Annotated in this window: 24 protein-coding genes; 15 read left to right on the top strand and 9 right to left on the bottom strand. The window is 44.0% G+C overall.

Features of this window, described 5'->3' with window-relative positions:
- Positions 1–98 precede the first annotated feature (98 nt).
- Entirely contained in the window at positions 99–998 is a 900-nt protein-coding gene (gene lipA, locus IQ224_RS09070; protein WP_002739543.1) for a lipoyl synthase, read from the bottom strand.
- A gap of 170 nt (positions 999–1,168) precedes the next feature.
- Between lipA and IQ224_RS09065 the strand changes: the two genes are divergently transcribed.
- Entirely contained in the window at positions 1,169–2,908 is a 1,740-nt protein-coding gene (locus tag IQ224_RS09065; RefSeq protein ID WP_194032849.1) for a mechanosensitive ion channel family protein, read from the top strand.
- Between the two features lie 25 nt (positions 2,909–2,933).
- Here the strand turns inward: IQ224_RS09065 and IQ224_RS09060 are convergent, their stop codons facing one another.
- The 3 genes from IQ224_RS09060 to IQ224_RS09050 form a co-directional block, all read right to left on the bottom strand.
- A complete protein-coding gene (locus IQ224_RS09060; protein WP_228036150.1) occupies positions 2,934–3,278 on the bottom strand; it encodes a DUF2281 domain-containing protein in 345 nt (114 codons plus the stop codon).
- Between the two features lie 71 nt (positions 3,279–3,349).
- On the bottom strand, positions 3,350–3,673 hold the full coding sequence (grxD, locus tag IQ224_RS09055) for a Grx4 family monothiol glutaredoxin (protein ID WP_002770648.1): 324 nt from the start codon (positions 3,671–3,673) through the stop codon (positions 3,350–3,352).
- Positions 3,674–3,760: 87 nt separating this feature from the next.
- Positions 3,761–5,725, bottom strand: a complete 1,965-nt coding sequence (locus IQ224_RS09050; protein ID WP_194032848.1) for a DNA polymerase III subunit gamma/tau — start codon at positions 5,723–5,725, stop codon at positions 3,761–3,763.
- A gap of 242 nt (positions 5,726–5,967) precedes the next feature.
- On the opposite strand from IQ224_RS09050, the gene IQ224_RS09045 reads away from it, so the two are divergent.
- The 10 genes from IQ224_RS09045 (at position 5,968) to IQ224_RS09000 (ending at position 17,898) form a co-directional block, all read left to right on the top strand.
- The gene (locus tag IQ224_RS09045) at positions 5,968–8,160 is read left to right on the top strand and encodes a molybdopterin oxidoreductase family protein (protein WP_036401917.1); all 2,193 of its coding nucleotides are present in this window, start codon (positions 5,968–5,970) and stop codon (positions 8,158–8,160) included.
- A 706-nt stretch (positions 8,161–8,866) separates the two neighbouring features.
- Positions 8,867–10,408 carry an HMA2 domain-containing protein gene (locus IQ224_RS09040; protein WP_004157556.1) on the top strand — a complete coding sequence of 514 codons (1,542 nt, stop codon included), beginning with the start codon at positions 8,867–8,869 and terminating at the stop codon, positions 10,406–10,408.
- A gap of 149 nt (positions 10,409–10,557) precedes the next feature.
- The gene (locus IQ224_RS09035; protein WP_004157557.1) at positions 10,558–10,791 is read left to right on the top strand and encodes a hypothetical protein; all 234 of its coding nucleotides are present in this window, start codon (positions 10,558–10,560) and stop codon (positions 10,789–10,791) included.
- A complete protein-coding gene (locus IQ224_RS24560) occupies positions 10,772–10,930 on the top strand; it encodes a DUF4351 domain-containing protein (protein ID WP_004157560.1) in 159 nt (52 codons plus the stop codon). Before IQ224_RS09035 ends, IQ224_RS24560 begins: the two co-directional genes overlap by 20 nt.
- Before the next feature lie 22 nt (positions 10,931–10,952).
- Positions 10,953–11,204, top strand: coding sequence for a DUF4351 domain-containing protein (locus IQ224_RS09025; protein WP_084989947.1), 252 nt, complete (start codon positions 10,953–10,955; stop codon positions 11,202–11,204).
- Positions 11,205–11,372: 168 nt separating this feature from the next.
- Positions 11,373–11,618, top strand: coding sequence for a UPF0175 family protein (locus IQ224_RS09020; protein WP_002739258.1), 246 nt, complete (start codon positions 11,373–11,375; stop codon positions 11,616–11,618).
- A complete protein-coding gene (locus tag IQ224_RS09015; protein WP_002748339.1) occupies positions 11,615–12,112 on the top strand; it encodes a DUF3368 domain-containing protein in 498 nt (165 codons plus the stop codon). Before IQ224_RS09020 ends, IQ224_RS09015 begins: the two co-directional genes overlap by 4 nt.
- A 154-nt stretch (positions 12,113–12,266) precedes the next feature.
- A complete protein-coding gene (locus IQ224_RS23970) occupies positions 12,267–15,434 on the top strand; it encodes a Calx-beta domain-containing protein (RefSeq protein WP_228036148.1) in 3,168 nt (1,055 codons plus the stop codon).
- Between the two features lie 179 nt (positions 15,435–15,613).
- Positions 15,614–16,579: an o-succinylbenzoate synthase gene (locus tag IQ224_RS09005; RefSeq protein ID WP_002748341.1), complete on the top strand. Its 966-nt coding sequence runs from the start codon at positions 15,614–15,616 to the stop codon at positions 16,577–16,579.
- Positions 16,555–17,898 (top strand): 2-succinylbenzoate--CoA ligase, encoded by a 1,344-nt coding sequence (locus IQ224_RS09000; protein ID WP_002748342.1) that lies wholly within the window; start codon positions 16,555–16,557, stop codon positions 17,896–17,898. Before IQ224_RS09005 ends, IQ224_RS09000 begins: the two co-directional genes overlap by 25 nt.
- Before the next feature lie 9 nt (positions 17,899–17,907).
- Here the strand turns inward: IQ224_RS09000 and IQ224_RS23965 are convergent, their stop codons facing one another.
- Positions 17,908–18,048 (bottom strand): hypothetical protein, encoded by a 141-nt coding sequence (locus IQ224_RS23965; protein ID WP_002739942.1) that lies wholly within the window; start codon positions 18,046–18,048, stop codon positions 17,908–17,910.
- Between the two features lie 94 nt (positions 18,049–18,142).
- Between IQ224_RS23965 and IQ224_RS08995 the strand changes: the two genes are divergently transcribed.
- Positions 18,143–19,615 (top strand): NADH-quinone oxidoreductase subunit M, encoded by a 1,473-nt coding sequence (locus IQ224_RS08995; RefSeq protein ID WP_002748343.1) that lies wholly within the window; start codon positions 18,143–18,145, stop codon positions 19,613–19,615.
- 62 nt (positions 19,616–19,677) lie between these two features.
- Here the strand turns inward: IQ224_RS08995 and IQ224_RS08990 are convergent, their stop codons facing one another.
- Positions 19,678–20,841, bottom strand: coding sequence for a cysteine desulfurase family protein (locus IQ224_RS08990; protein WP_002748344.1), 1,164 nt, complete (start codon positions 20,839–20,841; stop codon positions 19,678–19,680).
- A 244-nt stretch (positions 20,842–21,085) separates the two neighbouring features.
- On the opposite strand from IQ224_RS08990, the gene IQ224_RS08985 reads away from it, so the two are divergent.
- The 3 genes from IQ224_RS08985 to IQ224_RS08975 all read left to right on the top strand — a co-directional run bounded on the left by IQ224_RS08985 (position 21,086) and on the right by IQ224_RS08975 (position 23,131).
- Positions 21,086–21,904: a hypothetical protein gene (locus IQ224_RS08985; RefSeq protein ID WP_036402829.1), complete on the top strand. Its 819-nt coding sequence runs from the start codon at positions 21,086–21,088 to the stop codon at positions 21,902–21,904.
- Positions 21,905–22,045: 141 nt separating this feature from the next.
- Positions 22,046–22,447 (top strand): phage integrase SAM-like domain-containing protein, encoded by a 402-nt coding sequence (locus IQ224_RS08980; protein WP_002748346.1) that lies wholly within the window; start codon positions 22,046–22,048, stop codon positions 22,445–22,447.
- Positions 22,448–22,567: 120 nt separating this feature from the next.
- Positions 22,568–23,131, top strand: a complete 564-nt coding sequence (locus IQ224_RS08975; protein WP_002748347.1) for a DUF4334 domain-containing protein — start codon at positions 22,568–22,570, stop codon at positions 23,129–23,131.
- Here the strand turns inward: IQ224_RS08975 and IQ224_RS08970 are convergent.
- The 3 genes from IQ224_RS08970 to IQ224_RS08960 all read right to left on the bottom strand — a co-directional run.
- Positions 23,110–23,532: a Mov34/MPN/PAD-1 family protein gene (locus IQ224_RS08970; protein ID WP_002740058.1), complete on the bottom strand. Its 423-nt coding sequence runs from the start codon at positions 23,530–23,532 to the stop codon at positions 23,110–23,112. The genes IQ224_RS08975 and IQ224_RS08970 overlap by 22 nt on opposite strands.
- A gap of 67 nt (positions 23,533–23,599) precedes the next feature.
- Positions 23,600–24,862 carry a glycosyltransferase gene (locus tag IQ224_RS08965; protein WP_194032847.1) on the bottom strand — a complete coding sequence of 421 codons (1,263 nt, stop codon included), beginning with the start codon at positions 24,860–24,862 and terminating at the stop codon, positions 23,600–23,602.
- 77 nt (positions 24,863–24,939) lie between these two features.
- The coding region (locus IQ224_RS08960) for a formylglycine-generating enzyme family protein (RefSeq protein WP_194032846.1) at positions 24,940–25,714 on the bottom strand (775 nt) is incomplete at its 5' end.

Here is a 25,714-nt window from a genome sequence, read left to right as displayed (position 1 = left end):
GGCACCCCCCTTATCAAGGGGGGCAGGGGGGATCGAACCTAAAATCCATTTTTAATTTAATTATAACCAGCTACTTACATCTGATAACTGATAACTGATCACTGATAACTGATTTCCTCTCCCGCATGATAGGAACTGCGGACTAGAGGTCCAGATCTAACTTGGGAAAAACCCATTTTTTGGGCAATTTCTCCCAACTCGCTAAATTCTGAGGGAGTCCAATATTTCTGTACGAGCAAATGTTCCAGAGAAGGACGCATATATTGACCAATAGTAACTCGATCGCAGTCGATCGCGCGTAAATCTGCCAAAGTCTCGATAATTTCCTCTTTTGTCTCACCGTGACCGACCATTAAGCCGGATTTCGTCGGAATTGAGCGATCGATTTCCTTAACATAACGCAAAACCGCCAAAGAGCGATCGTATTTAGCCCCGCGTCTAACCGGTCCTTGCAAACGGCGCACCGTCTCGATATTGTGATTGTAACAGGCAGGTTTTGCCCCTACCACCGTCGCCACCCGTTCCTGTTGACTTCCCTTACCTCCGGCAAAATCCGGGGTTAACACTTCAATTAAAGTGTGGGGATTGAGTTCGCGAATGGCTGTCATCGTCCGCACGAACCAACTGGCTCCGCCGTCTTCCAGATCATCTCTAGCTACAGAAGTCAAGACAACGTAACTTAAATTTAACAATTGCACCGCTTCCGCCACTTTTTGCGGTTCCTCCACATCGAGAGGCATGGGTGCATGACCCTTATCCACTTGACAAAAAGCACAGGACCTGGTGCAAGTGGGACCCATCAACAAAAAAGTCGCCGTACCTTGGGCATAACACTCGCCGCGATTGGGACAGCGACCCTCCTCGCAGATAGTATGAATGTTCCTTTGTTTGATAATGCGCTGAACCGTGGAAATTTCGCTAGATTTGCCGAGTGAACGCCGTAACCAAGCGGGTAAAGACGTAATTTCCTCGCGCCACTGTGGGGGTATATTGGACATGAGAAGTTAACTAATGTTGGGGATTTCAGTAATCAGTAATCAGTGGGGGGTTGGGGAGAGGGACGACTAACTCCCCAAAACGAAAACTTTCCTATCTCACCATAAAGATAACTGCTATAAGCTGAGAAAGCGGGTAAAGATCATTGTTAATCAAAAAGGAAACTTGGGCAATGGGACGATGGCAACGGGGAAAAATTTTCAATCTGGTCCTTCAAGGATTAGCGGGTTGCTTCTTGGTTAGTATTTTTGTTCTTAATTCCCTGCCATCCCTAGGCCAAAATTTTCTGGTTCCATTTGTATCTCCCACGGGGACAAGGATTTTTGTAGCCGGGGATATAGAATATGCCTCCGTGCATCTGGATGGATTTGCCTTATTTCAGATTGCCTCCCAAGATTTTACCGCTTCTGAGGCCCGGGAACTCTCCCCGGTAGAAAGACGGGCTAGGCGCATTGAAAGAGGTTTAAATAATATTATCAATCGGGGTTTCGATCCGACAACCCTGCAAGTAAGTACGGCGACGCTCAATAATTTAACCGTGATTGTGGCCAAGGATAACCAGAAGTTACCGCAACAGGTAATTCTGACAGTAACAGAAGTTGATGCCCTGATCGATTCTTCTTCGGTTGACGATTTAGCAGACCAATGGGTTCAAATCATCCAAACAGCTTTGCTCCAAGCTTGGCAAGAACGTCAGCCCGCCCCTCGCCGGCAACAGGTAATGACTGCCGCTAAAATTATTTTGGGGCTAATTTTCTTAAGCTGGGTATCAATTTGGTGGCAGAAACGTTTAAGAAATCGCTTTAATCTCCTCAAAAAACAGGCTAAAAGTCAATCTGATCGGAATTTAGCCATAAATTCCCCCCCCAGAAAAGATCGCTCCCAAGAACCAATTTTAGCCGCTCTAGAAGATTCCTCTAATTTCCGTCAACAGGCTGATATTCAGCGACAACTGACGTTAAATATTCTCTGGAAAAGACTGGCTCTTATTGGACTGATACTGCTTTGGTTTAGCGGAATAGCGGCGATTTTGTATGTATTTCCTGAAACTAGGCTAGAAGGACGCGGGATAATTCGTATTCCTTTGCGGATTTTTATTATCTGGTTGCTGCTGACATCAGTGAGCAATATGGTTAATCTCTACGTTAATTTTCGGCTACGCGAGTGGGTAGAGGAAGGAGCGGTGTTTTCCGAAAATTTGGAAAGGAGGATTCTGCGCGCTCCCACTTTATTAGAAGTTGGGCGAGAAATGATCACATTTATCGCCATTTTTCTAGGAATTTTGATTTTTTTGAGTTGGATGGGTCTTTCTTTCGCCTTTTTACTCACGGGAGCCGGTTTAGTGGGAGCATTGCTCACCTTTGCCTTTCAGGATCTCTTAAAAGATTGGATTAACGGTTTTCTGATTGTCTTTGAAGATCAGTACACTGTCGGTGATATGATCCAGTTTCAGGAGTTTATCGGTTTGGTGGAAAATATGAGTTTGCGAGCGACTCAATTGCGGGCTGCTGATGGACGTTTAATCACTATTGCTCATAACCAAATTATTAGCGCACACAACCTCAGTAAAGATTGGGCGCGAGTCAATTTTACCATCGAAGTCGCCTATCAGACTGAGGCAGATGTGGCGATCTCTTTAATGGCAGCCATCGCTGAAAATATGGCTGTAGATCCACAATGGCAAAAAGATATCATCAATCCTGTGCAGGTTGCTGGTGTCAGTCGGGTTTCTCACACGGGGATGGAAATTATGCTCAGAATTGTCGTTAAAAGATTACGACAATGGGACATAGAAAGAGAGTATCGTCGTCGTCTAAAAATTGCTTTTGAGGAGAAGGGAATTCACATCGGTATTCCCCAACAAAGTTTCCTGATAGCAAGAGATAGAGAAGAATTCAAGGGACAGTTTTAAAGGGGAGCATTTTCTATCGGTGGAATTATAGGCCGTTGAAAGCAGATTTTCCATCACTACACTTGAATGATATCAAAGCTTCCTTGGTTTTGAATCCGATAAAACATAGCTCTAGTCCTTGTTGCCGATATTTTTCGGGCAGCAGTTGCTGGTAGTCGTTTATTGGTTCAGGTGAATTGACAGTTAAGCCATCTACGGCTTCAAACCATTGTAACCATCTTTCTATCAGTTTTCCATCAGGCTGAGTTTCAACGGTTTTGACTCGATATTTATGATCGAGAAGATCAATAAAGTCGCTTACTTCCTGAACAAGGACTTCAGGGAGTTGATGTAGCTTAGAAATTGCAGTTTCTCGAATCGTCACAATCATCACCTCTACCAAGATTGCTAGTTGGACAACTTTAAACTAGGTTAGGATAGCTAACCTAACCTAGAAAATTTTTAGGAAGCTAAGGCTACCTCGACTATTTGTTGTAGTTCCCCATTTTGATAGAGTTCGATCATAATGTCGGAACCGCCAATAAATTCACCGTTGATATAGACTTGGGGAATAGTCGGCCAATTGGAATACTCCTTAACTCCTTGTCTTAACTCCTGATCTTGCAGAATATCGACAGTTTCGTAGGAAACCCCCAGAATATTGAGAATTTGTATGACGTTATTCGAGAAACCACACTGAGGCATTAATTTATTGCCCTTCATGAACACAAGAACTTTGTTATTCTGAACTAATTGATCGATTCTGTCCTTAGTTTCGGGTGTCATAGGTCTAGTAGCTAGAATTTGAGCAAGAATAGCCAATCCTGAGACGTGGCATATCCTATTAGTTTAGCACAAGCCGTTGGGATAGCCTTAAAAAGGCAGGTCTTCGTCCTCCTCCAAACTATCTAAAATTTCGTTAACATCAGGTCTCCCGCGCACGATAGTCATATTTTCCAGAGACTTATTAACTTTAGTTTCTGCGGCCGAATTTTCTGGCAGTGAATAACCCATATTGACCAGTTCACCATCAAAAGATTTCGCTAACTTTTGAGCGGCTGCCAAAATTTCGCTAACATCAACATCCTGATCTAATGTCCCTAAAGATGAGTCAAAATTTAAGATTTTTTGGGGCAGTTCTGTGCTAGAAGTTTTTGGGGTTCCCGACGCAGTGATTTTTGCTTCTTTTTTCTCGATAATTGCTTCTTTGACCGCGGGAATATCCACCACAGTCATAACTTTATTTTCGGGAGTTATTGGTGGAGTTGCTGCGGTTTCCGATGGTAGTGGCATCTTGGCCGCTGAGGATTGGGAAACTTCCGCAGCCATGGCAGCAGTAGCGGAACCTACCTGTAAATGGACTTTAATCCGGCGCTGAAAAACTGCCTCGAAAGCTGACTCAATATTAGTTAAGCGTAGCCGGGCCATTTTTAATAATTGTTCCGAAGATATGCTTACATAAGCACTCGATTCTGACCTACTAAAAAGACTGCCATGCTGACGCAAGAGAGTGCGAGTAGTGGGGGGTTCCATTACTTCTAAAACCTGCTGCCAAATTTGTTCATGATTGTCATCACTGGTAACAGTTTTAACCTCAGTTTTCGGCACTGCGACGCTAGTTGTCGAGGTGATAACCGCCGGTTTTATCGGTTCATTAACCGGCACCGGTGCTGTGATCATTTCAGTGGGCCTCTCGGCGCTGGTTTGGGGACGGGAAGGCGCTGCCGTGGCAACTAGAGGAATCACCTGTGCTTGCGGTAACAGTCCTAATAGAGTGACTTCTAACCAGAGACGGGGTTGAGTGGTGTTTTTTAGTTGCGTTTCGCTGTCTTTAAGCAGTTGTTGACCGCGGAGAATTTCCTCTAAAGACCAAGTACGCGCTTCCGTACATAATTCCTGCCAAGTGGGAGCGGTGACAGCCACCATTTCTGGACGATTAGGGGCGGTTTTGGCTAAAAGTAGGTTTAAATAGAATCCGGCTAGATTTTGCAGGACGATTAAAGGTTCCTTACCGCGATTCATCAGATGGCGACATTGTTCGATAACTTGATCGGGAATATTGCCATGAATGACTTTAAGTAGGGTTAAAAGGTCTCTTTCGGGGACTGCACCGACTAAATCCCAGACTCGCTCGGCCGTAATCGTTCCTGCGAGTAAACTTAATTGATCAAGAAGACTTTCGGCATCGCGTAAACCACCGTTAGCGATCTGAGCCACTAGGGTTAATGCTTCTAGGTTAATATCGATCGCTTCTATTTGGGCGATTTTTTGCAGGTGTGCCACCATCGCATCGAGCGCAATACGGCGATAATCAAAGCGTTGACAACGGGAGATGATGGTAGGCAAGACACGCTGAGGATCGGTGGTAGCAAGCACAAAAATTACTCGATCCGGCGGTTCTTCCAGAGTTTTCAGCAAAGCATTAAAGGCCGCCGTACTGAGCATATGGCATTCATCGATGACATAGACTTTATAACGACATTGGACGGGGGCAAATTGCGATCGCTCGATAATTTCCCGAATGTTATCCACACCGGTATTACTAGCGGCATCAATTTCGATCACGTCTAAAGCGGAACCATTGGCGATCGCTTGACAGACGGAACACTTACCGCAGGGAATCGGTGTCGGATGGTCACTAGACAGACAGTTGAGGGATTTGGCTAAAATTCGCGCCGAGGAGGTTTTCCCCGTGCCTCTGGGTCCAGTAAATAGGTATGCAGGAGCGATTCGCTCACTGATTAAGGCATTACTCAGGGTCGTGGCGATCGCTGATTGTCCCACCAAATCGGCAAAGGTTTGGGGACGATACTTATGATGTAGAGGTTCGTAGGTCATGACTGGCTGAAAACTTTTTCCCCACCCTAGAGACTACTATTATCCTATGCCGATTCTTTTTCGGCATGAGAACAAGTGTATGCTTTTTATCTAGCCAGTTGTAATGCGCGATTTGCATCATAAAAATGGCAATTTGGCCAAGGCTTCTAATAAATTGTATTAATAACTACAATTTTGCCGAGAAAACCTGACGACTATCTTAGTATGCCTAAAGACAGCGCCACCAATCAGACCCACTGCTTATGACTGAATCTACAAAAACCCAATGTCCTTACTGTGGAGTAGGTTGTGGTTTGACAGTCACCCCCCCCGCGTCGGCCGGACAAGCATGGAAAGTCTTCGGGGACAAGTCCCACCCCTCCAGTCAAGGTATGGTCTGTGTTAAAGGGGCCACCGTAGCGGAATCAATCGATAAAAATCGCCTCAAAACCCCGATGATCCGCGATTCTCTCCAAGAGCAATTCCGTCCTTGTACCTGGGAAGAAGCCCTCGATCGCATCGTTAACCGCATCCAAACTTTAATCGCTCAGGGGGAAAAGGAAAGTATCTGTCTATACGGTTCGGGACAATTTCACACCGAAGATTACTACATCGCCCAAAAACTGGTCAAGGGTTGTCTGGGAGTCAATAACTTTGATGCTAATTCCCGTCTCTGTATGTCTTCGGCCGTGGCCGCTTACCTGAACAGTTTCGGATCCGACGGTCCCCCCTGCTGTTACGATGACCTAGAATTAACCGATTGTGCCTTTCTGGTGGGGACAAATACGGCCGAATGTCACCCGATCATCTTTAACCGTCTGCACAAGTATCTCAAACGTAACCAAGAAGCGAAATTAATCGTCGTTGATCCCCGCAGGACAAAAACCGCCGAGGCCGCTAATCTCCACCTCGCCATTAACCCGGGGACTGATATTGACCTATTTAACGGTATTGCTCACCTGTTACTGAATTGGGGTGCGATCGATACCTATTTTATCGATAAATGTACCCGGTATTTCCCCAAATACGCCGAAATTATCGGCCATTATCCCCCGGAAATCGTCGCCCCTAAATGCGGTATCCCCATCGAGGATTTAGAAAAGGCTGCCCGCTACTGGGCCGAATCGAAAAGAGTCCTTTCCCTTTGGTCGATGGGTATTAATCAATCTAGGGAAGGCACGGCCAAAGCCCGCACTTTAATCAATTTACACCTAATGACGGCTAATATCGGTAAGCCGGGGGCCGGTCCTTTTTCCCTAACCGGACAACCCAACGCCATGGGAGGACGGGAAGCCGGCGGCCTCTGCCATCTTCTCCCCGGTTATCGTTCCGTCAAAAATCCCCAACACCGGGCCGAAGTGGAACAAGCTTGGGGTTTACCTGCTGGTCGGATTTCTCCCGTCCCCGGTCGCGATGCTTGGAGTATGATTACTGGTTTGGAGACGGGAGAGGTGAAACTTCTTTGGATTGCCGCTACTAATCCGGCTGTTAGTATGCCTGATCTAGAACGTACCAAGGCGGCCCTGTTAAAATCACCTTTTACTGTTTATCAGGATGCCTACTATCCCACGGAAACCAGCACCTATGCCCATTTATTACTGCCAGCGGCCCAATGGGGCGAAAAAACGGGAACAATGACCAATTCTGAGCGTATGGTGACGTTAAATAAAGCTTTTCGCCCTCCCGTGGGACAAGCTAGGGCCGACTGGCAAATTTTTGCCGAAGTTGGTCGCCGTTTGGGTTTTCAGGCACAATTTAATTTTCAGGATTCGGCCGAGGTATATTCCGAGTTTGCCGGCTTGACATATAAACGTCCTTGTGATATGACAGGGATTAATTATGATCGCCTGGCCGAGACTCCCCGACCGTGGCCCGATTCCATCGATGAAATTTCTGCCCCTAAAACCGCTAATTCTGGGGAATTACCGGGTAATTTAGTTAAAGATAACGATAAAAGCCAAAAAACAGCCGCAAAACGCCTTTATACCGATGGTAAATTTAATACTGCCGATGGTCGTGCTGTTTTCGCCGCCTACCACAGTAAAGGTCTAGCGGAACCCCCGGACGATGATTATCCCCTAGTTTTGACCGTGGGGCGTTTGTACGGTCACTGGCACACCCAAACCCGCACCGGCCGCATCGAGAAAATTGTCAAAATGCACCCCGCACCTTTTCTGGAAATTCATCCCCAAGATGCGGCAAAATTGGGCATAGAAGCTGGGGAATGGGTGGAGGTGCGTTCTCGTCGCGGTTCTGCCCGTTTTCCCGCTGTAATTACCAAAGCAATTGCTCCTAATTGTGTCTTTGTGCCGATGCACTGGGGGGCCCTATGGGCAGAAAATTCTGAGGCCAATAGTCTCACCCATCCGGCCGCTTGTCCGATTTCCCTGCAACCAGAATTAAAAGCTTGTGCTGTCAAATTAATCCCGTTGAAGTCTTTAGTTAGGGTTTGCTGAAAAAGTTTTTCTTGGGGGCAGGGTGTGGGGTGTAGGGTGTAGGGTTTTACCGATTTTCAGGTGGTCAATTACCCAATTTTCAGGGAAAAAGTCCCGGAATTTTCCCCCTGATCACTCCCAGTCCTGGCACTTTTGGATTTCAAAAAAGTCTAAAAGTATTATCCAACAAAGTTTTTAGATTTATTCAGCAAACCCTAGTTAATGCCGAATTATCTCCTGGTCAATTTCTGGCAACTCCTTAATCAAATTTGGCTTTCCCTTTGGTTACTTTTGTAATACCAACTCTCCACAATCTGATAGGTAGTTTGTGTTTAAAAACCTCTTGCATAATTAATTTTTCAGGGTTCAAAAACGTCAAAAATAAGGATTAAATGGCATCAAGTCTGTAAATAGACTATTTAACTGATTATTATTCATTCTTAATTCTCCTGACTACTGACTACTGGCTACTGACTCCTAACCCCAACAACAAACTTTTTCAGCAAACCTTACTTATTAAGTCAAGACGCATTTTAACCGCCTATCCTTAGATTAGCTGAATGCACTTCTTGCATAATTTTTTTATGGTATAATCGGTTAATACTTTTCTTTCGATTTTTAGATGGAAGTCGAAAACTGGTATCATCTGCGTCACTGCTGTCAGCCTGCTGTTGAATGTCTTGTTCGTCCCGCTGCCAGTCGGTAGCCCCTCTTGAATCACCTCACCATGACGACAACAACTCTGACTCCCGCGCCAGTTCAAGCGGCAGCAAATTCCCCAGCACCCCCTGAGTGGGTAGATTGGCAAGTCGCCCATCAAATTCCGGGACGGCTGCGAATTCGCATTCCTCGCCTCAATTGGGATGACGAATTTGCCAGACGCTTGCAGCGATCGCTGCTGAGAACCACTGCCATCAGCGAGAGCCGCATCAATGCCGCATCCTGCTCCCTGATTGTCTCCTACCAGGCGGAAGTGCTGTCAGCAACGGCCCTCCTGAATTACTTGCAAGCGGCCATCCTAGCGGCCGGCCGGGAAAGAGAGCCAGACCTAAACGAGAAAGTCGGGGCTAGAAATCAGGGGACTTGGCCAACTTTAGGGCTGCCGGCCTTAACCCTGGCTGTGGCGATCGCTGCTGCTCCCCTAGAACTGCCCTTCTCGATTGTGGGGGGAATTGTCCTTGCGGCTTCAATCCCTCTCTGGCAGAGGGTTGGCCAAGCCCTCACCCAGCAGGGACAAGTGACCATAGACTGCCTCGATGCCCTCTGGTTGAGCTACCAACTGCTTCAAGGTAACAACATCGCTGGCGCACTCGCCCTCAATCTGGCAGCAGTGGGAGAGAGCCTGCGCCAGAGCAAGCTCCAACAGCTAGAAGACGAGCTATACCTGCTGTTCGAGCAAGAAGATGCAGAAATCCACTGGCTCTCTGACCGGCAGCGGTTCGCTCCCGTTCCCGAGGCAGCTCGAGAAGGGTGGCTAGATTCCGTCGAAAAAACCGAACTACTCCAGAACCTCAAACCCGTCGCCCAAGGAGCGATCCTACCCACTTTGTTCCTAAGCGGCACTTGGGCAATGCTGACGGGAGACTTGGGGCGGGCGAGTGCGCTGTTACCCCTTGACATCGGGGTTTCTCTGCGGGGCGTTACTCCCTTGTCAGTGGTTTCGTCCCTGACGGCGGCAGCGCGACAAGGCGTTTATATCCGCAATGCTAGGGTACTGGAAAAGCTGGCTCAGGTGGATACTCTGGCCTTTACTCGCGAAAGTTTCCAGGACTTGATTACCCCGGAGCTGCTGGTGAGTTGGGGCATCCCTTCTGAGTGCATCTACTTCGCCACCGATGCGGCTGCTGTTGAGGGACTCCAAGAACAGTTGCTCCGCCAAGGTAAGCGGGTGGCTTGGATAACCGACAGTGGTAGTGATTGCTTGGCTGCCCGGGAGGATCAGGTGGTCATTTCTCTAGGGAGAGGGGATTTTGCAGCAGCCGCCGATGTCATCTTGCACAGCCAGGATCTCCAGCCCCTTGGCTACACCTTTGCCCTGGCCCGGCATACCCTTGCCACTGCCTATGAGAGTTTGGCGATCGCTACTCTGCCCAACCTGTTAGTGGTGGCAGTCGGGGCATTTTGGGGACTCAACCCGGTGGCAGCCGCCGCAATCAACGGCAGTTCAGCCATCCTCGCAGAATTGAACAGCCTGCGCTCCCCGAAGCCTAACCTCTTAGAAAACGGGTTTCTTTCTCAAAGAAACCCGTTTTCTTGCAATAAATGTTAATTTTTGTTACAGGGGTCTTGAAAAATTGGCGATTGTTTGCACAAAAGAGTCGCAGTGTCAAGTGGTTCGCGCTCAAATGACATAAATAGCTATTATAGTAGCAAGAGGTTTACTGTCGATTACTCACTAAAAAAGGAAAGGAAATAACTATGATACAGCAAGTTAAATTAAGTTCTCATCTGGGTGAAGACCGAATATTGCATTTAGATATTCCCGTGGAAGTTAAAGAAACTGATTTAGAGGTGACAGTAAAGTTTAAACCAGTACCAAGCTTAGATAAAACTACAACTCAGACACGCACTCACGCTGAATCGAGGCGAATTTTTGAAGAGATACATCAACACTATTCGGGGTGGATTTTTAGTGATAGTACAGAAACTTAAACGCAAGTTAGGGGAGATTAATCCTTCATTGGAAACTAAAATCATGCAGTTAAGTATTGATGATGTTGAAGTATTAGGAGAAGCTTTATTCGATTTCTCTACGGTTGAAGATTTAATCAATTGGTTAAATACTTTATAATGCTTGTAATTTCGAGGAAGTTATGCAAATTACCACCAGTTGGATGCGTCAAGGTATTGAACTAGGTATCGAACAAGGTATCGAACAAGGTATTGAACGGGAAAAGACATTGATTCTTCGTCAACTTAAACGCAAGTTAGGGGAGATTAATTCTTCATTAGAAACTAAAATCATGCAGTTAAGTATTGATGATGTCGAAGCATTAGCAGAAGCTTTATTCGATTTCTCTACAGTTAAAGATTTAATCAATTGGTTAAATACTTTAACTGCCTAGGTTTGACGTTAGCGATCGCATCTTCGCCATGACAAGGGGTAAGATTGCTTCGGAGAGGGAATTTCAGTTAACAGTTAACAGTTAGAAGTGAGGTCTGCCAAAGGGAATTGACAGACCGCAAAACCTAGGATAGCATTTGTATAATTCTTATCAAAATACGGAGAAAATATGACTCTAGTTATTTCCCAAGAAGTGATTAAAGCAAGTGGTTTATCAGAGGATGAACTGTTGAAGGAAATTGTTGTTATGTTATTCCAACAAGATAAGATTAGCTTAGGAAAAGCAAGTGAGTTATTAGGTATTAATCAAATCAAGTTTCAACGGATGCTTTCTGAACGAGGAATTTGTATTCACTATGATGTTGCTGAGTTTCAGCAAGATATTAAGCATTTAAAAGAGAAAGGTTGGCTATGATTATTATTAGCGATACTTCTCCTCTCAGCAGTCTTGCTCTTGTTGGTTATCTGTCAATCTTAAAAGATATTTATACTAATGTTGTTATTCCCCAAGCAGTTGCCAATGAATTAGCCAATTTAACTGAGGAAGATATCCGCATTAAAGCGATAATTTCTCTGAACTGGATACAGGTTAAACAAGCCGCTAATTTGGAACTTGTGGCTTGTTTGAGGAATGAATATAATTTAGATCTTGGCGAAGCAGAAGCAATCGCTCTTGCCTTAGAATTAAAAGCAGATGAATTGTTAATTGATGAGCGTCTTGGACGGAGGGAGGCTGTGCGTTTGGGACTGTCAATTACGGGGGTTCTAGGAGTTCTTTTAATCGCTAAAAATAGAGGATTGATTGCTAAGGTTAAACCGATAATGGAGTCTCTAATTAGCCAAGCAAATTTTCGCATCAGTCATCAACTTTATGAGGAGGTTTTGCAAACGGCAAATGAATTAGATTAAGTTGTGAGGGGGGAATTGAGAGACAATATTCAGAAAAACTGATGATTTAGAAATACAGTTTTCCCGATCAATGTTAATTTCTGTTACAGGGGTCTTGAAAGATGGGGGATTGTTAGGCTAAAACTATTAGCAATAAACTTTTGCTGTTACTGTCATGACTTCTACTCTTTTGGCGATTATTCCTGCTGTTGACGATGTTTTGTTCAATTTCGCTCAATCTGATGGTTTTTGGGCGAATTTAGAAACCGCTTTTGGCACAAGTTATGATGTGGTTAAGGCGACGCAATTACGACAACAGTGGCAAAGCCGAAATTTTGGTCAAATTCCCCCGATTGAGGTACTCAGTGATGAGGTTTTGGGGACTGCGAATGGTGCATATTCCAGCAGTAAGAATAAGATTTATCTATCGGCATCTTTTTTGAATACGGCTTCGTCAGCAACGATAGTTAATGTAATTTTAGAAGAAATTGGGCATTATGTGGATGCTCAAATTAATCAGGTGGATAGCGCCGGAGATGAGGGGGCAATTTTTGCAGAGTTGGTGTCAGGGGAAAGTTTATCTAGCCAGCAGTTGCAAGTGCTTAAATTAGAAAATGATACTGCTATTGTTGAGATTGATGGACAGCAAATTCAGATTGAACAGATGGCTACCAATAACCTCCACTTTAATATCACCATAAACGATCCCCTAAATACTTATTCTACCTACTATGCCGCCATAGAATCTAGCATACAAGCCTCTGAGTCTTTCTGGGACAACTATATCGGGGGAGTAAACGCTAATCTAGAAGTGGTTGTTAATTTTAACAATAATATCCCTACTGCTACTGGAAGAAGCGTTACTTCCTCTTTTGTAAGAAATAATGGCACTTTTAACATATTCGAGCAAGGGGCAGCTGCCGAGATCAAAACTGGAATTGATCCTAATCAGAATGAACCAGATATAGAAATTAATTTAAGTCCTAATTATTTAATTAATACACTTTGGTTTGATAGTAATCCATTCACGAGAGAGGGAATCGTCCCCAACAATAAAATCGATGCCGTTTCTGTATTTATGCATGAATTAGGTCATGCCTTCGCTTTCAACGGCTGGATGAACCCTACTACGGGAACAATGCCGGGAAATTATCAATCTACCTTCGATGAAAAAACTTACTTTGACGGCACAAACTTCTTTTTCACTGGCAGTCAAGCCGTGAGTATTTACGGTTCTCCAGTACCTCTAACCTACGGTAACATCTCTCATTTAGGCAACAATTCTCCTCGTCCCGGGTCGGATCTTATATCCGATTTGATGAATGGCGTAGTATATTACTATGGCCAAAAGTATTATATATCACCTCTCGATGTCGCTATTTTGGCAGATACGGGTGTACCTGTTACCTTCAATTTGCCTGTAAGTGTCACCCTAGCAGTTTCTCCCAGTAGTGTCACCGAAGATGGGACAACAAATCTGATTTACACCTTCACCCGTAACGGAGTAACCACTAATCCCTTAACCGTCAACTACACCTTGGGAGGGACAGCGACTCTTAATAACGACTACACTCGTACAGGGACCACCAATACAGTCACCTTTGCTGCTAATGCTACCACTGCTACCGTAACTGTTGACCCCACTGCTGACACAATAGTTGAACCCAACGAGACTGTTATTTTAACCCTCGCTTCCGGGACAGGTTATACCGTAGGTACAACCACCCCAGTGACGGGGACAATTACCAATGACGATACCAGTGTCACCCTAGCAGTTTCTCCCGCAAGTGTGACAGAAGACGGGACAACAAATCTGGTTTATACCTTCACTCGTACTGGTGTAACAACTAATTCTTTAACCGTCAATTACACTCTCGGAGGGACAGCGACTCTTAATAACGACTACACTCGTACAGGGACCACCAATACAGTCACCTTTGCTGCTGGTTCATCCACTGCGACTGTAACTGTTGACCCCACTGCTGACACAATAGTAGAAAGTAACGAAACTGTTATTTTAACCCTCGCGACCGGGACAGGTTATACAGTAGGTACTCCTAACGCAGCTACGGGGACAATTACCAATGACGATACCACTGTCACCCTAGCAGTTTCTCCCGCAAGTGTGACAGAAGATGGGACAACCAACTTAGTCTATACCTTCACCCGCACCGGAGTAACCACTAATTCTTTAACCGTCAATTACACCCTCGGAGGGACAGCGACTCTTAATACCGACTACACTCGTACTGGGACTACCAATACAGTCACCTTTGCTGCTGGTTCATCCACTGCCACCGTAACAATTGACCCCACTCCTGACACAATAGTAGAAAGTAACGAAACTGTTATTTTAACCCTCGCGACCGGGACAGGTTATACAGTAGGTACAACCACCCCAGTGACGGGGACAATTAATAATGATGATTTATCTCAACTCTCCATCAACGACATCACCGTAGTGGAAGGTAAAGATAATAATGCCATCCTCACCGTCACAGTTGATAACCCCAACCCGCAACCAATTACCTTCAACTATACCACTGCACCGATTAACGCTACCGCTAATGTAGATTACACTAGCAAAACTGGAACTATCACCATTGCTGCTAATACTTCTACTGCTACTATTAGCATTCCCATCCTCAATGATAACCTCAACGAAGCCGATGAAGCTTTTACAGTAACCCTGTCAAATCCCGTTAATGCTACCATCAATCCCGAAGGGGGAATAGGAGAAGTTATCATTACTGATACTTGGCAAAGCACTCTCACTCGCACCCTACCCAACAATGTGGAAAACCTCAGACTAATTGGCACTAATAATATTAATGGTACAGGTAACGCCGGTAACAATAAAATCACTGGAAATAGTGGTATTAATCAAATCAATGGTGCTAACGGTGCTGATTTGTTAACCGGTGGTTTAGGTGCAGATATCTTCGTCTTCCAATTTGGACAATCTACCATATCAACAAGCGATCGTATCACAGATTTTGCCATCAATAGTGATAAAATTGACTTATTAACTCAAGCTGGAAACGCCACGAGTGCGCCTAGTAGTTTCAGTCGCGCTGCTAATAGCACTGTCACCACTTTACAGAATTTAGTCAATCAGGTATTTACTGATGCTAATGGAGCGATTACAGGTAATCAAGGATTAGGGGTTAATAGTGCCGCCTTAGTGCAGGTAACAACCGGTGCAATAGCTGGAACTTACCTCGTTATTAATGATAGCACGGCTGGCTTCCAATCCAGCAATGATTTATTAATAAATATCACTGGATTTACTGGGACTTTACCAGCTTTAGGGAGCATTCCAGTGGGTAATTTCTTTGTTTAAGTGTCTAAGTTATCCTTCTAAGTCACCTAGAAAACGGGTTTCCCGGAGAAACCCGTTTTCTGGACTTTAAGACAAAAAAACGTTTCGCTGACAAACTCTATAAAGAACGTAGGTTGGTTTGAAGCATGAAACCCAACGCCTGCTCATGTTAAGCTTTTCACTACTACTTATAGTTAATCATGTATTTCTGGCAATTTCGTGTTTATCAGCGTCCTTTGCTGCATCCCCTACAAACCCATCACGGACTATGGGAAATTAGGGAAGGAATTATTATTCGCTTAGAAGCGGAAGATGGACGTATAGGATGGGGAGAAATTGCTCCTTTACCTGAATTTGGTTCAGAAACATTATCGGCAGCAATATTATTCTGTAAAAGTCTCGAAAATCCCCTATCAATAACTTCAATTTTTTCTATTCCCGAACAATTTCCCGCTTGTCAATTTGCCTTTGAATCAGCTTTAGAAGATTTGAGTATAGAGAATCAATCGAGAGAATTAGAACCGAAAAATTATAGTTATTTATTACCCACTGGTGCGGCAGTATTTCCCTGTTTAGATGATATTTTAGCCGCCAATCAAACTAATACTTATAAATGGAAAATTGCAGTTAATTCTCTCGCAGAGGAGTTAAACTTATTTGAAAAATTAATTGACCGATTACCCAGGGGAATTAAATTGCGTTTAGATGCCAATGGGGGATTAAGTATTGCTGAGAGTAAAATCTGGTTAAAAATTGCCGATGAATGTCAAATAATTGAATTTATTGAACAACCTTTACCCCCGTCTCAATTAGAGGAAATGTTGCAATTAAGTCAAAATTTTACCACGGGGATTGCCTTAGATGAATCCGTAGCCAATCTTCGACAAATAGAGGAATGTTATCAACGGGGATGGCGAGGAATTTTTGTGATTAAACCTGCTATTACTGGTTCAATCCAAGGGTTAATAAATCTCTGGAAAAAATATCCCTTAGATTTAGTATTTTCCTCGGTTTTAGAAACTAATATCGGCAGAAAATCCGCTTTACGTCTAGCACAAGAATACCCCAAAAAGGAGCGAGCTTTAGGTTTTGGTGTGCAACAATGGTTTAATAATAGTGACCCCGATTGGTTAGAAAAACTGTGGACGACATCAGCAAACAATTAGCATATCTCAGTCAAAAAGATTGGTTATATGGATACAATAGCCAGCAATTTTATCAATTATATCAGTCCTATTGTCAGAAATTTATCGCCGCAGATAATCCTCGATTAACTATACTGCTTGCTGAAGGCAATCCCATTAAATTCTTAGCGATATTCTTGGCTGCTGTCAGGGTCAAAAGTTGCCTATTTTTAGCTAATCCCGACTGGAAAACTAACGAATGGCAGCAGGTTTTCTCTCTGGTGCAACCCGATTATATTTTTGGTGAAAATATCGAGGTTTTTAACCATAATTCTCCTCCTGTCAATCCTTTGACTAATTCTCTGATGATACCCACGGGGGGAACCTCGGGAAAAATTCGCTTTGCTATCCACAACTGGTTAACTTTAACTGCTTCTGTCAAAGGTTTCTCTGAATATTTTCAAGTCAAGCAGGTTAACTCTTTTTGCCTACTGCCTTTATATCATGTTAGTGGTTTAATGCAGTTTCTGAGAAGTTTTTTAACGGGGGGAGATTTTGCTGTTATTCCTTACCATAAAATCAAACAAAAGCACATAAATAATCTCAATCTTCAAGATTATTTTATCTCTTTAGTACCCACTCAATTACAATTCTTTCTAGAAAATGACCCTCGCTGGTTAGCCAATTTTAAAACAGTTTTACTAGGAGGTTCCCCTGCATGGCCATCTTTACTAGAAAAAGCTAGAGAATATAATATTTCTTTGTCTCCCACATACGGAATGACGGAAACTGCCTCACAAATTGTCACCCTTAAACCGGAAGATTTTCGACGAGGCAATAATAGTAATGGACAGCTATTACCCCATGCTCAGATAAAAATTAATCCCGATAACCAGAAAATTATTATTGAAGCGAAATCTTTATTTTTAGGCTATTATCCCCATCTTAATCAAGCAAGCTACTTCGAGACGGATGATTTAGGTTACTTCGATGAAAGTGGTTATTTATATATCATTGGTCGCGATAGTCAAAAAATAATTACTGGAGGAGAAAATGTTTATCCTTTTGAGGTAGAAACTGCCATTAGACACACTAATTTAGTTAAAGATGTGGTGGTTTTAGGGTTGCCAGATTCTCGATGGGGACAGATAATTGTCGCTTTTTATGTCCCCGTTAATTCTCAGATAGGCCAGACAATTATTCAATCCCAGATTAAGGATAAATTAGTCAATTATAAACTGCCGAAACATTGGATAAAATTACCAGAGATACCAAAAAGTCCCCAAGGCAAGATTAATCGAACCAATTTAATTAAATTAGCTGAAACTTTTTTTGACACCGAGTCAAACCCCAGACGATAATTATAGCAGTTATCTTAATGGTGAGTTATGAGGGGTTCCTAAATTGGCTTCATTTTCTCGGCCAAAAGCCAAGGAATTTACTCGGTATATGGCAGCAAAATCGCTGTTTTTTTCTCGACGAATTTCTGGTAATGGTAATCTCTGGCTCATTTTATTAATAAATGTTAAAAGTTGATAGCTATCTTGCTAAAGATTGACCGCTTAGGCAATAATATTAAGTTTATCATCCCCATTAAAGTAAAGAATGCTCAACGCTTTTATTTGGCTACCGATTATAGGGGCGATACTGATTGCCTACACGCCTCTAGAGGCGAAAAAAGTGCGAGGATTAGCTCTAACTCTTGCTGTCGTTCTCTTACTGCTTAATATTCTCCTTGGCTGGCAATTTGACCCTAGTAACCCGCAAATGCAGTTCACGGTTAACCTGCCTTGGATTAATTTCCTCGGTTTCAACTATGCCCTCGGTGTCGATGGCTTATCATTTTCATTACTTTTTCTTAACAGCATCTTGACAATAATTGCTCTTTATGCTAGTGGTACAGAGGTTAACCGACCGAAATTTTACTATTCTCTGCTCTTGTTACTCAATGCCGGAGTAGCGGGGGCCTTTCTAGCGCAGGATTTACTGCTATTTTTCCTATTTTACGAATTAGAAATCGTCCCCCTTTACTTTCTCATTGCCATTTGGGGGGGTCAAAGACGCGGTTATGCGGGCATGAAATTTTTATTATACACGGCAATTTCAGGCTTTTTAGTGCTGATATCTTTCCTCGGCTTAGTTTGGCTAACCGGTGCTAATAATTTCGCCTATAATCCCCTTTTATCGAATAATTTAGACGTTAAAACCCAATTACTGCTCCTCATCCCCCTTCTGATTGGATTAGCCATCAAAATCCCGATTTTTCCCTTTCATACTTGGCTACCGGATGCCCACGTGGAAGCATCTACCCCCGTTTCTGTGCTTTTAGCGGGAATATTACTCAAATTAGGAACCTATGGACTGCTGCGCTTTGGAGTCGGTTTATTTCTCGATGCTTGGGTAACTCTCGCCCCTTGGTTAGCAACGATAGCAGCTATCAGCGCCCTCTACGGGGCCAGTTGCGCTATTGCCCAAAAGGATATGAAAAAAGTAGTGGCCTATTCTTCTATTTCCCACATGGCCTATATTTTACTAGCGGCGGCGGCCACCACCAGATTAAGCATCACTGCGGCGATTTTGCAGATGATTAGTCACGGTTTAATTTCCGCTTTGTTATTTTTGTTGGTGGGAGTAGTGTATAAAAAAACCGGCAGTCGGGATGTGGATTATCTACGCGGTTTATTAAATCCGGAAAGAGGTTTACCAATCACGGGAATGTTAATGATTTTAGCGGCTATGGCCAGCGCCGGCATCCCCGGAATGGTGGGATTTATCGCCGAATTTTTAGTTTTTCGTGGCAGTTTCCCGATTTTTCCAATACAAACGCTCTTATGTTTGGTTGCTAGTGGTTTAACCGCAGTATATTTTCTCCTGATGATTAATCGGGTTTTCTTTGGTCGTTTAACCCCTGAATTATCGCGCATTCCTCGCAGTACCTGGCCCGAAAGATTTCCCGAAATTGCCTTGGCTTTATTTATTATTGTTTTGGGATTACAACCGAGTTGGATGATTCACTGGAGTGAAAACCAAGCATCAGTGTTATTAACCGGGACGGCAATCAGTCAAAGACAATCATAGAAAGCTTTTTCGGAATTTTTGAAACCTAGACCGAAACTAACTTGTGGATAGGAGCCGAAACGTCAAAAATTTTGGGCTTTGCGGAGGGAATTAACCGTTAAAACCACCTGTTCCCCCACCAGTTCAATTTCTTCTAAAGTGTTAAAACGACTCAACCCGAAGCGCAGGGAAGCATAAGCGAGAGATTCGGGGCGACCCAAGGCAGTTAAAACGTGAGAGGGGGCGGTATGGCTAGAAGAACAGGCAGAACCGGAGGAAAGCGCCACTATTGGCTGTAATCCTAACAATAATGCCGCACCGTCCACCCCTTCAATACTAATATTCAAATTTCCGGCTAATCTTTGGCTAGGATGACCATTGAGATAAATTCTGTCTAATTGACTGATAATCTCCCATAAACGGGCTTTTAACTGATTTAAGTGGCTGTTATCTTCTTCAATCGCTTTGATGCCCAATTCTACTGCCTTGGCAAAACCGACAATTTGCGGTGTAAATATTGTACCCGATCGCAATCCTTTTTCCTGGCCTCCCCCTTGAATTTGAGCGGCGAGACGGACTCTGGGGTTTCGGCGCCGGACGTACAGCGCACCGATTCCCTTTGGTCCGTGGACTTTGTGGGCAGTTAAGGACATCAAATCTATATTCATTTCCTCCACATCTAGGGGAATTTTGCCGATTGCTTGGGCCGCGTCCGTATGAAAAAGTACCTGATACTGGCGACAAATCGCCCCGATTGCCGCTAAAGGTTGAATCACCCCAATCTCGTTATTAGCAGCCATAATTGACAGCAAAATCGTGTCAGGACGCAAAGATTTTTCTAGTAGTTCCAAGTCAATTAAGCCATCAGCACCGACGGGTAAAATTGTCACCTCAAAACCCAATTTTTCCAGATAATGACAGGGATCTAAAACGGCCCGATGTTCTGTCATCACCGTAACTATGTGCCTTCCCTTGGCGAAATAAGCTTCGGCAACCCCTTTGATAGCGAGGTTATTGGCCTCTGTTGCTCCACTGGTAAAAATAATTTCTTCGGGACTACTATTAATAGCAGCGGCGATTGTTTCTCTTGCCTGTTTAACCGCAGCCTCGGCTGTCCAACCATAGACATGATTAATACTACTGGCATTACCAAAGTGTTCGGTAAAATAGGGTAACATCGCCGCCAGAACCTGCGGATCCATCGGTGTCGTGGCGTGGCAATCTAGATAAATCGGCTTTTGAGACATATTTTTCCCTTGGGGGGATTTGGGAAGGAGATATCCTCTGTTTTAAGAGAATCTCTGAAAGTGCATTGCTAATCTATGTTAACAAAAAAGTATCGGATAGCAGTCAACAGCTGACGACTCAGACCAGAACTTTAAGATTTAATAATGAGAGCGCAATCGCTCCCTGAGAGCAGTTACAATTCCCCTATTCCAATGTTGTTCAGCAACCCAACAGGATTAATAACACATATTTTCTGGCTCAATCATGGCTAAAAAATCGAAGGCATTTAGTGAACTGCTCAGGCTGCAGAAAATGTCCCAAGGATCCGAAAAACCCTTGAAAAGCTTTGAGAAGAAATTAAGAGAAAAGTCCTTGCCTTTCAAGGAAATTGTCGTCTCTCCTTCTGGGGAAGTCACAATGTCGGAAGTTCTGGAGGATTTTATCGAGCCTTACCGCGAATCCAATGAAACGAAGGGATCTATGCGAACACTGCTGACCATAGGGATAATCGCTTGGAATCTGGCGTTGTCCCCCGAATCAAAGCGGCAAGAGATGATAGACCGAGTTTTTAATAAAGACCTTCTTAAAGGAGATAAAAGGCTCAAGGCGGATATTCAAGGGCTAATCGAGGAGCTAATCGCTAGGAAAACCCGTTATTTCTCGGAAAACAAGCGGATGATTGTGGATTTTGAGTTAAAAGAGCTAGGAAGCGAGTATCATCTCTCGGTTGCCTCCAGCTTGTCGCCCGAATTTTCCGAGTCAGAGTTTGCCTTCAAAGTCGGCGACTCGGTCATCGTCAAACAGGGTGTACTTGACCCAGATTTGGGGACTGACATCGGTGGTTGGCAAGGAAGAATTGTGATAATTGAGCGGCAGAGCAATCTCATCGGCATTGAATGGGATAGCATCACCCTGAAAAACATCCCCAGTTCGGTGATTGACCAGTGTGAACTGGAAAACCTAGACTGGGCCCAAATGTACCTCTCCTCAACGGATGTGGAATTAACCCAACCTCGAGATACAGAAGAAGATGTGGCCGCCACCATTGAGCAAATTCAGTCTAACATCGTTGAAGCTATTTAGCAGAAAAGAGAAAGGCGATTCCGGCGGTTGGCCGAGGTTGACACCGAGGAGCAAATGGCGGCTTTAGACGCTTGGAAAAAAAACACTTGATTCATTACCCTATTGACCATCGAGCAGCGATTTAGAGGAGAGAAATTTGAGATGGATGATTCCCAAAAATATGAGGCTGACTGTCAAAGGATAAGAAAAGTCAATCATGAATTACTAAAGGATTTCGAGAGTTGGCTAGAATCATCAGGTTTGTCGGAAAAAACCATTAATAATCATATTTCAAATATAGATTTTTATATCAACGAATATTTACTCTATGAGGATGCAGTAGAAGCTAAAGACGGGGTAGATATGGTCGGTGACTTTTTGGGTTATTGGTTTATCAAAAAGGCCCTGTGGGCCAGTCAATCAAGTCTCAAGGCTAACGCAGGTAGTCTGAAAAAGTTCTACACTTTCTTACTGGAAAAAGGCCTAATAGATAAAAATGATTTGCGAGAACTTAAAGAAACCATCAAGGAAGAACTGAGTGAATGGCTGGAAACCCTAGAGTGATACGATGACCCATTGACTGAAGATATGTCGGATGTTTGGTAATCTTAACCAAGTGGCAATCCCCCACCCTCTGGCTGGGCAGCTATAATATCATTGTCAGGACACAATAAGAGCGAGACAATGGAAACATTAGAATTAGAAAGCTGCCAGTCGATTCTTAAAGCTGGTCAAACGACGACCGAAAGAGCGTTAGAATTGTTTGACGCTCTCGAACCCGTGAGTTTAGACTTTATGCTCGGTCTTTGGCAAGGTTCTGGACTTCAGACAAATCACCCCATGGATGGTTTATTAGAAGCATCTAATTGGTATGGTAAAGAATTTGTCGATACTGAGAATGTCCACCCCCTGTTATTTTTAGATGGTCAGGGAAAAATTTTTAAGGTGGCACCCAATCCCACGGCCATGAACTGGATTTTGCGGCTGCCGATACTGAAAAATAATTCTCTGAAACCTTTGCTGATGCTGACCAACTCCTTGCTAAAAACAGAGACAAGTCAGGCTAGACTGCGAATGATGGAATATCGGGACAAAGTTAGCGCCACGATGATTTATGATTATTTGCCGATTAATGACTCTTTTCGGAAAGTAGATGATAATACGGTGCTGGGAATTATGGATTTTAAAAACTTTCCCCAGCCTTTCTTTTTTGTTCTCAAGCGATGTCAAAAACATTTTAATTCTTGAGGTTGGATTTGAAATTGTTCGCGCTCGTCCAGTTGCCAAGCTTGTAAATCGATCGCTCGCCCTGAAACTACGGAGACAATTAAATAAGTATATCCTGACCAGGCTAATTGGCGATCAATTTCCGAGGGAATGGCGGCATGATCGGGATGGGAATGATAGATACCGATAATTTCTAGCTGGTTTTCCCGGGCCGATTTTTGAGCTTGTAAAAGCACTTCTGGGGCAATACTAAATCGGTTTTTTCTATTGCCTGACCAGTTATTTTCTGTTGCTTGTATGCTGATAACTTCGGCTGCTGTCTCGGTAATTTTTCCTAGGAGTAACCCACAACATTCTTCGGGATAGGTGGATTCTGCGTGGGTGAAAATAGACTGGTAAATTTTTTCTGTAATCAGGATCATAGGATGGAGTAAGCGGGTTTCAAATGCTATTGACAACAGGGTAAACGCATTTTTTGCTTCTAGCTGGCTATTTTGTCACCCGCCAACTGAGTTTAAGATTAACCCAAAAGTTCCAAACCGTGACGATGGCAATCGCAATAAAGTTAGCCAGATAGCGATTGATTCCTAAACCATTAAAGAGAAGGTTGAGCAGCAGTACGTTTAAAATTAAACCGGCTAAACAGATCAAATTGAACTTGAAAAATCTTTTCCAGCGTTTATTCCAACCCCGTTGACGAGCAGATAAATCGCCAAAAGTCCAGCGATCATTCCAGATAAAATTATTAATAATTGCTAATTCGGCGGCGATGATTTTACTGCGGGTTAATCCCCAACCCAAAGCGGCGGGATCACTGAGAAGATAGAGAAAGGCCATATCGACAAAAACCCCAGTTAATCCCACTAAACCGAAGCGAATAAATCTATCTAAAGGTAGATTGACAATTGCATCTAAAAACCTTAATGGCTTTTGAGAGCGCAAACGCAGCAGATGGAAGATATATTCTAGCCATTGTTTCCAAGTTACCTTACTTTCCCCCTCTAGCCGCTCTTGGAAGACATAACCCACTTCTCCGATGGTTTTGATGCGGCCTTTGCCGATGACTTCTAGTAAAATTTTGTAACCGGTGGGATTGAGAATCAGACCGGCGATCGCTTGACGGCGGACCATAAAGTAACCGCTCATGGGATCGGAGACGCGACCGACCACCTCTGGCAGTAGAATTAAACCAAGGATTTGAGCGCCGCGAGAGAGAAATCGTCGCAGCAGACTCCACTCGCTCACTCCTCCTCCTTCGACGTGACGACTAGCAAGAGCTAAATCGGCTCCTTTTTCGATAGTTTCGAGGAGATTGTAGAGAATTTCGGGGGGATGTTGCAAGTCTCCATCGATTACTCCTAGTATCTCACCCCTTGACCCTTGCCAACCCCGTACCACTGCGGACGCTAATCCTTTTTCTCCCTGACGACGCATCACCCGCAGTTGCGGGTAATCTGGGGTTAATTTGCTGGCTAATTCCCAAGTGCGATCGGGACTGTCATCATCGACGATAATTAGTTCATACTGATCGGGAATTTTTCGATCGAGTAATTGACTGAGATTCTCGACTAGGGGAATAACGTTATCTCGCTCGTTATAGGTGGGAATAACTAGAGATAATTTGAGTAATTGCGGCGAATCTCTGAGAATATAACTATTATTGCCGGTAATTTCTTCAATTTGCTCTAAAAAAGGAATTTGCAAAGAGCCGACGGGGGTGGTTAAAAAGGGATAGGGTGGAGAGTTGGTCACTCGCTTACACTCACAGACTAAAACAGGTTTAGAGACGCACAATTTACCGGCAAAGTTGTTGAAACCAGAATTTTGAGCTAACTACTGGCGATGCGGAATCCTAATACACTATAGCGATTATCCGGACCAAATTGGCCTCGACTAGCGGAGCGACATTCCCTCAATTCTGTCCCCCAACCACCTCCACGCAGGATGCGATAACGATTGCCGGTGCTATTAGGATCGGCCGGCCATACTTGGTCATCGCTGGGAGCATTTTTATAGTTGCGATGCCAAGGATCGGCACACCATTCGTATAAACTGCCATGTAAATCGTATAATCCGAAGGCATTTGGGGGAAAACTGCCTACAGGGGTGGTTTTAGCTCGAAATTCGCTCTCTCTTTCCACTGCATAGGGAAATTTAATGGCATAGTAGTTAGCGAATTCACTGGTAAGGGTGGCACCAAAGTAGAAGGGTGTGGTAGTGCCGGCACGACAAGCATATTCCCATTGTGCCTCGCTTGGGAGTCGATAGTTTCTGCCGGTGGCCTTGGACAGTCGATCGCAAAACTCGATCGCATCATACCAAGAGATGCTATCGACGGGTAAGTTATCCCCTTGGAAGTGGGAGGGATTGGGGGTTAAATCGCGGTTAATTTTGGGCAGATTAGCGACAATTTGCCATTGTTTTTGGGTTATTGGGTATTTACTCAGGTAGAAACTGTTCACCTTGACTAAGCGCTGGGGTTTATCACTACCGGTAAAGTCTCCTTTTTCTCCGTCCGGTGTCCCCATGATAAAAGTGCCAGCAGGGATAGCAATCATCTCTAATCCCGCAAGGGTTTCGCTGTAGTATTCGGCACTGCGGGAA

It is taken from the genome of Microcystis sp. LEGE 00066 (assembly GCF_015207925.1).
Lineage (GTDB): Bacteria > Cyanobacteriota > Cyanobacteriia > Cyanobacteriales > Microcystaceae > Microcystis > Microcystis ichthyoblabe_A.
The sequence above is the reverse complement of the archived record's forward strand: the minus strand, read 5'-3'. Positions and strand labels throughout refer to the sequence as shown.

Excerpts from the sequence above, each read along its gene's own strand:
- IQ224_RS09025 (WP_084989947.1), top strand. The coding sequence starts at position 10,953 with ATGCAAATTACCACCAGTTGGATGCGTCAAGGTATTGAACTAGGTATC.
- grxD (WP_002770648.1), bottom strand. The coding sequence starts at position 3,673 with ATGACACCCGAAACTAAGGACAGAATCGATCAATTAGTTCAGAATAAC.
- IQ224_RS09015 (WP_002748339.1), top strand. The coding sequence starts at position 11,615 with ATGATTATTATTAGCGATACTTCTCCTCTCAGCAGTCTTGCTCTTGTT.
- IQ224_RS08995 (WP_002748343.1), top strand. The coding sequence starts at position 18,143 with ATGCTCAACGCTTTTATTTGGCTACCGATTATAGGGGCGATACTGATT.
- IQ224_RS09005 (WP_002748341.1), top strand. The coding sequence starts at position 15,614 with ATGTATTTCTGGCAATTTCGTGTTTATCAGCGTCCTTTGCTGCATCCC.
- IQ224_RS09060 (WP_228036150.1), bottom strand. The coding sequence starts at position 3,278 with ATGATTGTGACGATTCGAGAAACTGCAATTTCTAAGCTACATCAACTC.
- IQ224_RS09040 (WP_004157556.1), top strand. The coding sequence starts at position 8,867 with ATGACGACAACAACTCTGACTCCCGCGCCAGTTCAAGCGGCAGCAAAT.
- IQ224_RS08970 (WP_002740058.1), bottom strand. The coding sequence starts at position 23,532 with ATGATCCTGATTACAGAAAAAATTTACCAGTCTATTTTCACCCACGCA.
- IQ224_RS09045 (WP_036401917.1), top strand. The coding sequence starts at position 5,968 with ATGACTGAATCTACAAAAACCCAATGTCCTTACTGTGGAGTAGGTTGT.
- IQ224_RS09050 (WP_194032848.1), bottom strand. The coding sequence starts at position 5,725 with ATGACCTACGAACCTCTACATCATAAGTATCGTCCCCAAACCTTTGCC.
- IQ224_RS23970 (WP_228036148.1), top strand. The coding sequence starts at position 12,267 with ATGACTTCTACTCTTTTGGCGATTATTCCTGCTGTTGACGATGTTTTG.
- IQ224_RS08975 (WP_002748347.1), top strand. The coding sequence starts at position 22,568 with ATGGAAACATTAGAATTAGAAAGCTGCCAGTCGATTCTTAAAGCTGGT.
- lipA (WP_002739543.1), bottom strand. The coding sequence starts at position 998 with ATGTCCAATATACCCCCACAGTGGCGCGAGGAAATTACGTCTTTACCC.
- IQ224_RS09020 (WP_002739258.1), top strand. The coding sequence starts at position 11,373 with ATGACTCTAGTTATTTCCCAAGAAGTGATTAAAGCAAGTGGTTTATCA.
- IQ224_RS23965 (WP_002739942.1), bottom strand. The coding sequence starts at position 18,048 with ATGAGCCAGAGATTACCATTACCAGAAATTCGTCGAGAAAAAAACAGC.
- IQ224_RS09065 (WP_194032849.1), top strand. The coding sequence starts at position 1,169 with ATGGGACGATGGCAACGGGGAAAAATTTTCAATCTGGTCCTTCAAGGA.
- IQ224_RS08985 (WP_036402829.1), top strand. The coding sequence starts at position 21,086 with ATGGCTAAAAAATCGAAGGCATTTAGTGAACTGCTCAGGCTGCAGAAA.
- IQ224_RS08980 (WP_002748346.1), top strand. The coding sequence starts at position 22,046 with ATGGATGATTCCCAAAAATATGAGGCTGACTGTCAAAGGATAAGAAAA.
- IQ224_RS09035 (WP_004157557.1), top strand. The coding sequence starts at position 10,558 with ATGATACAGCAAGTTAAATTAAGTTCTCATCTGGGTGAAGACCGAATA.
- IQ224_RS08990 (WP_002748344.1), bottom strand. The coding sequence starts at position 20,841 with ATGTCTCAAAAGCCGATTTATCTAGATTGCCACGCCACGACACCGATG.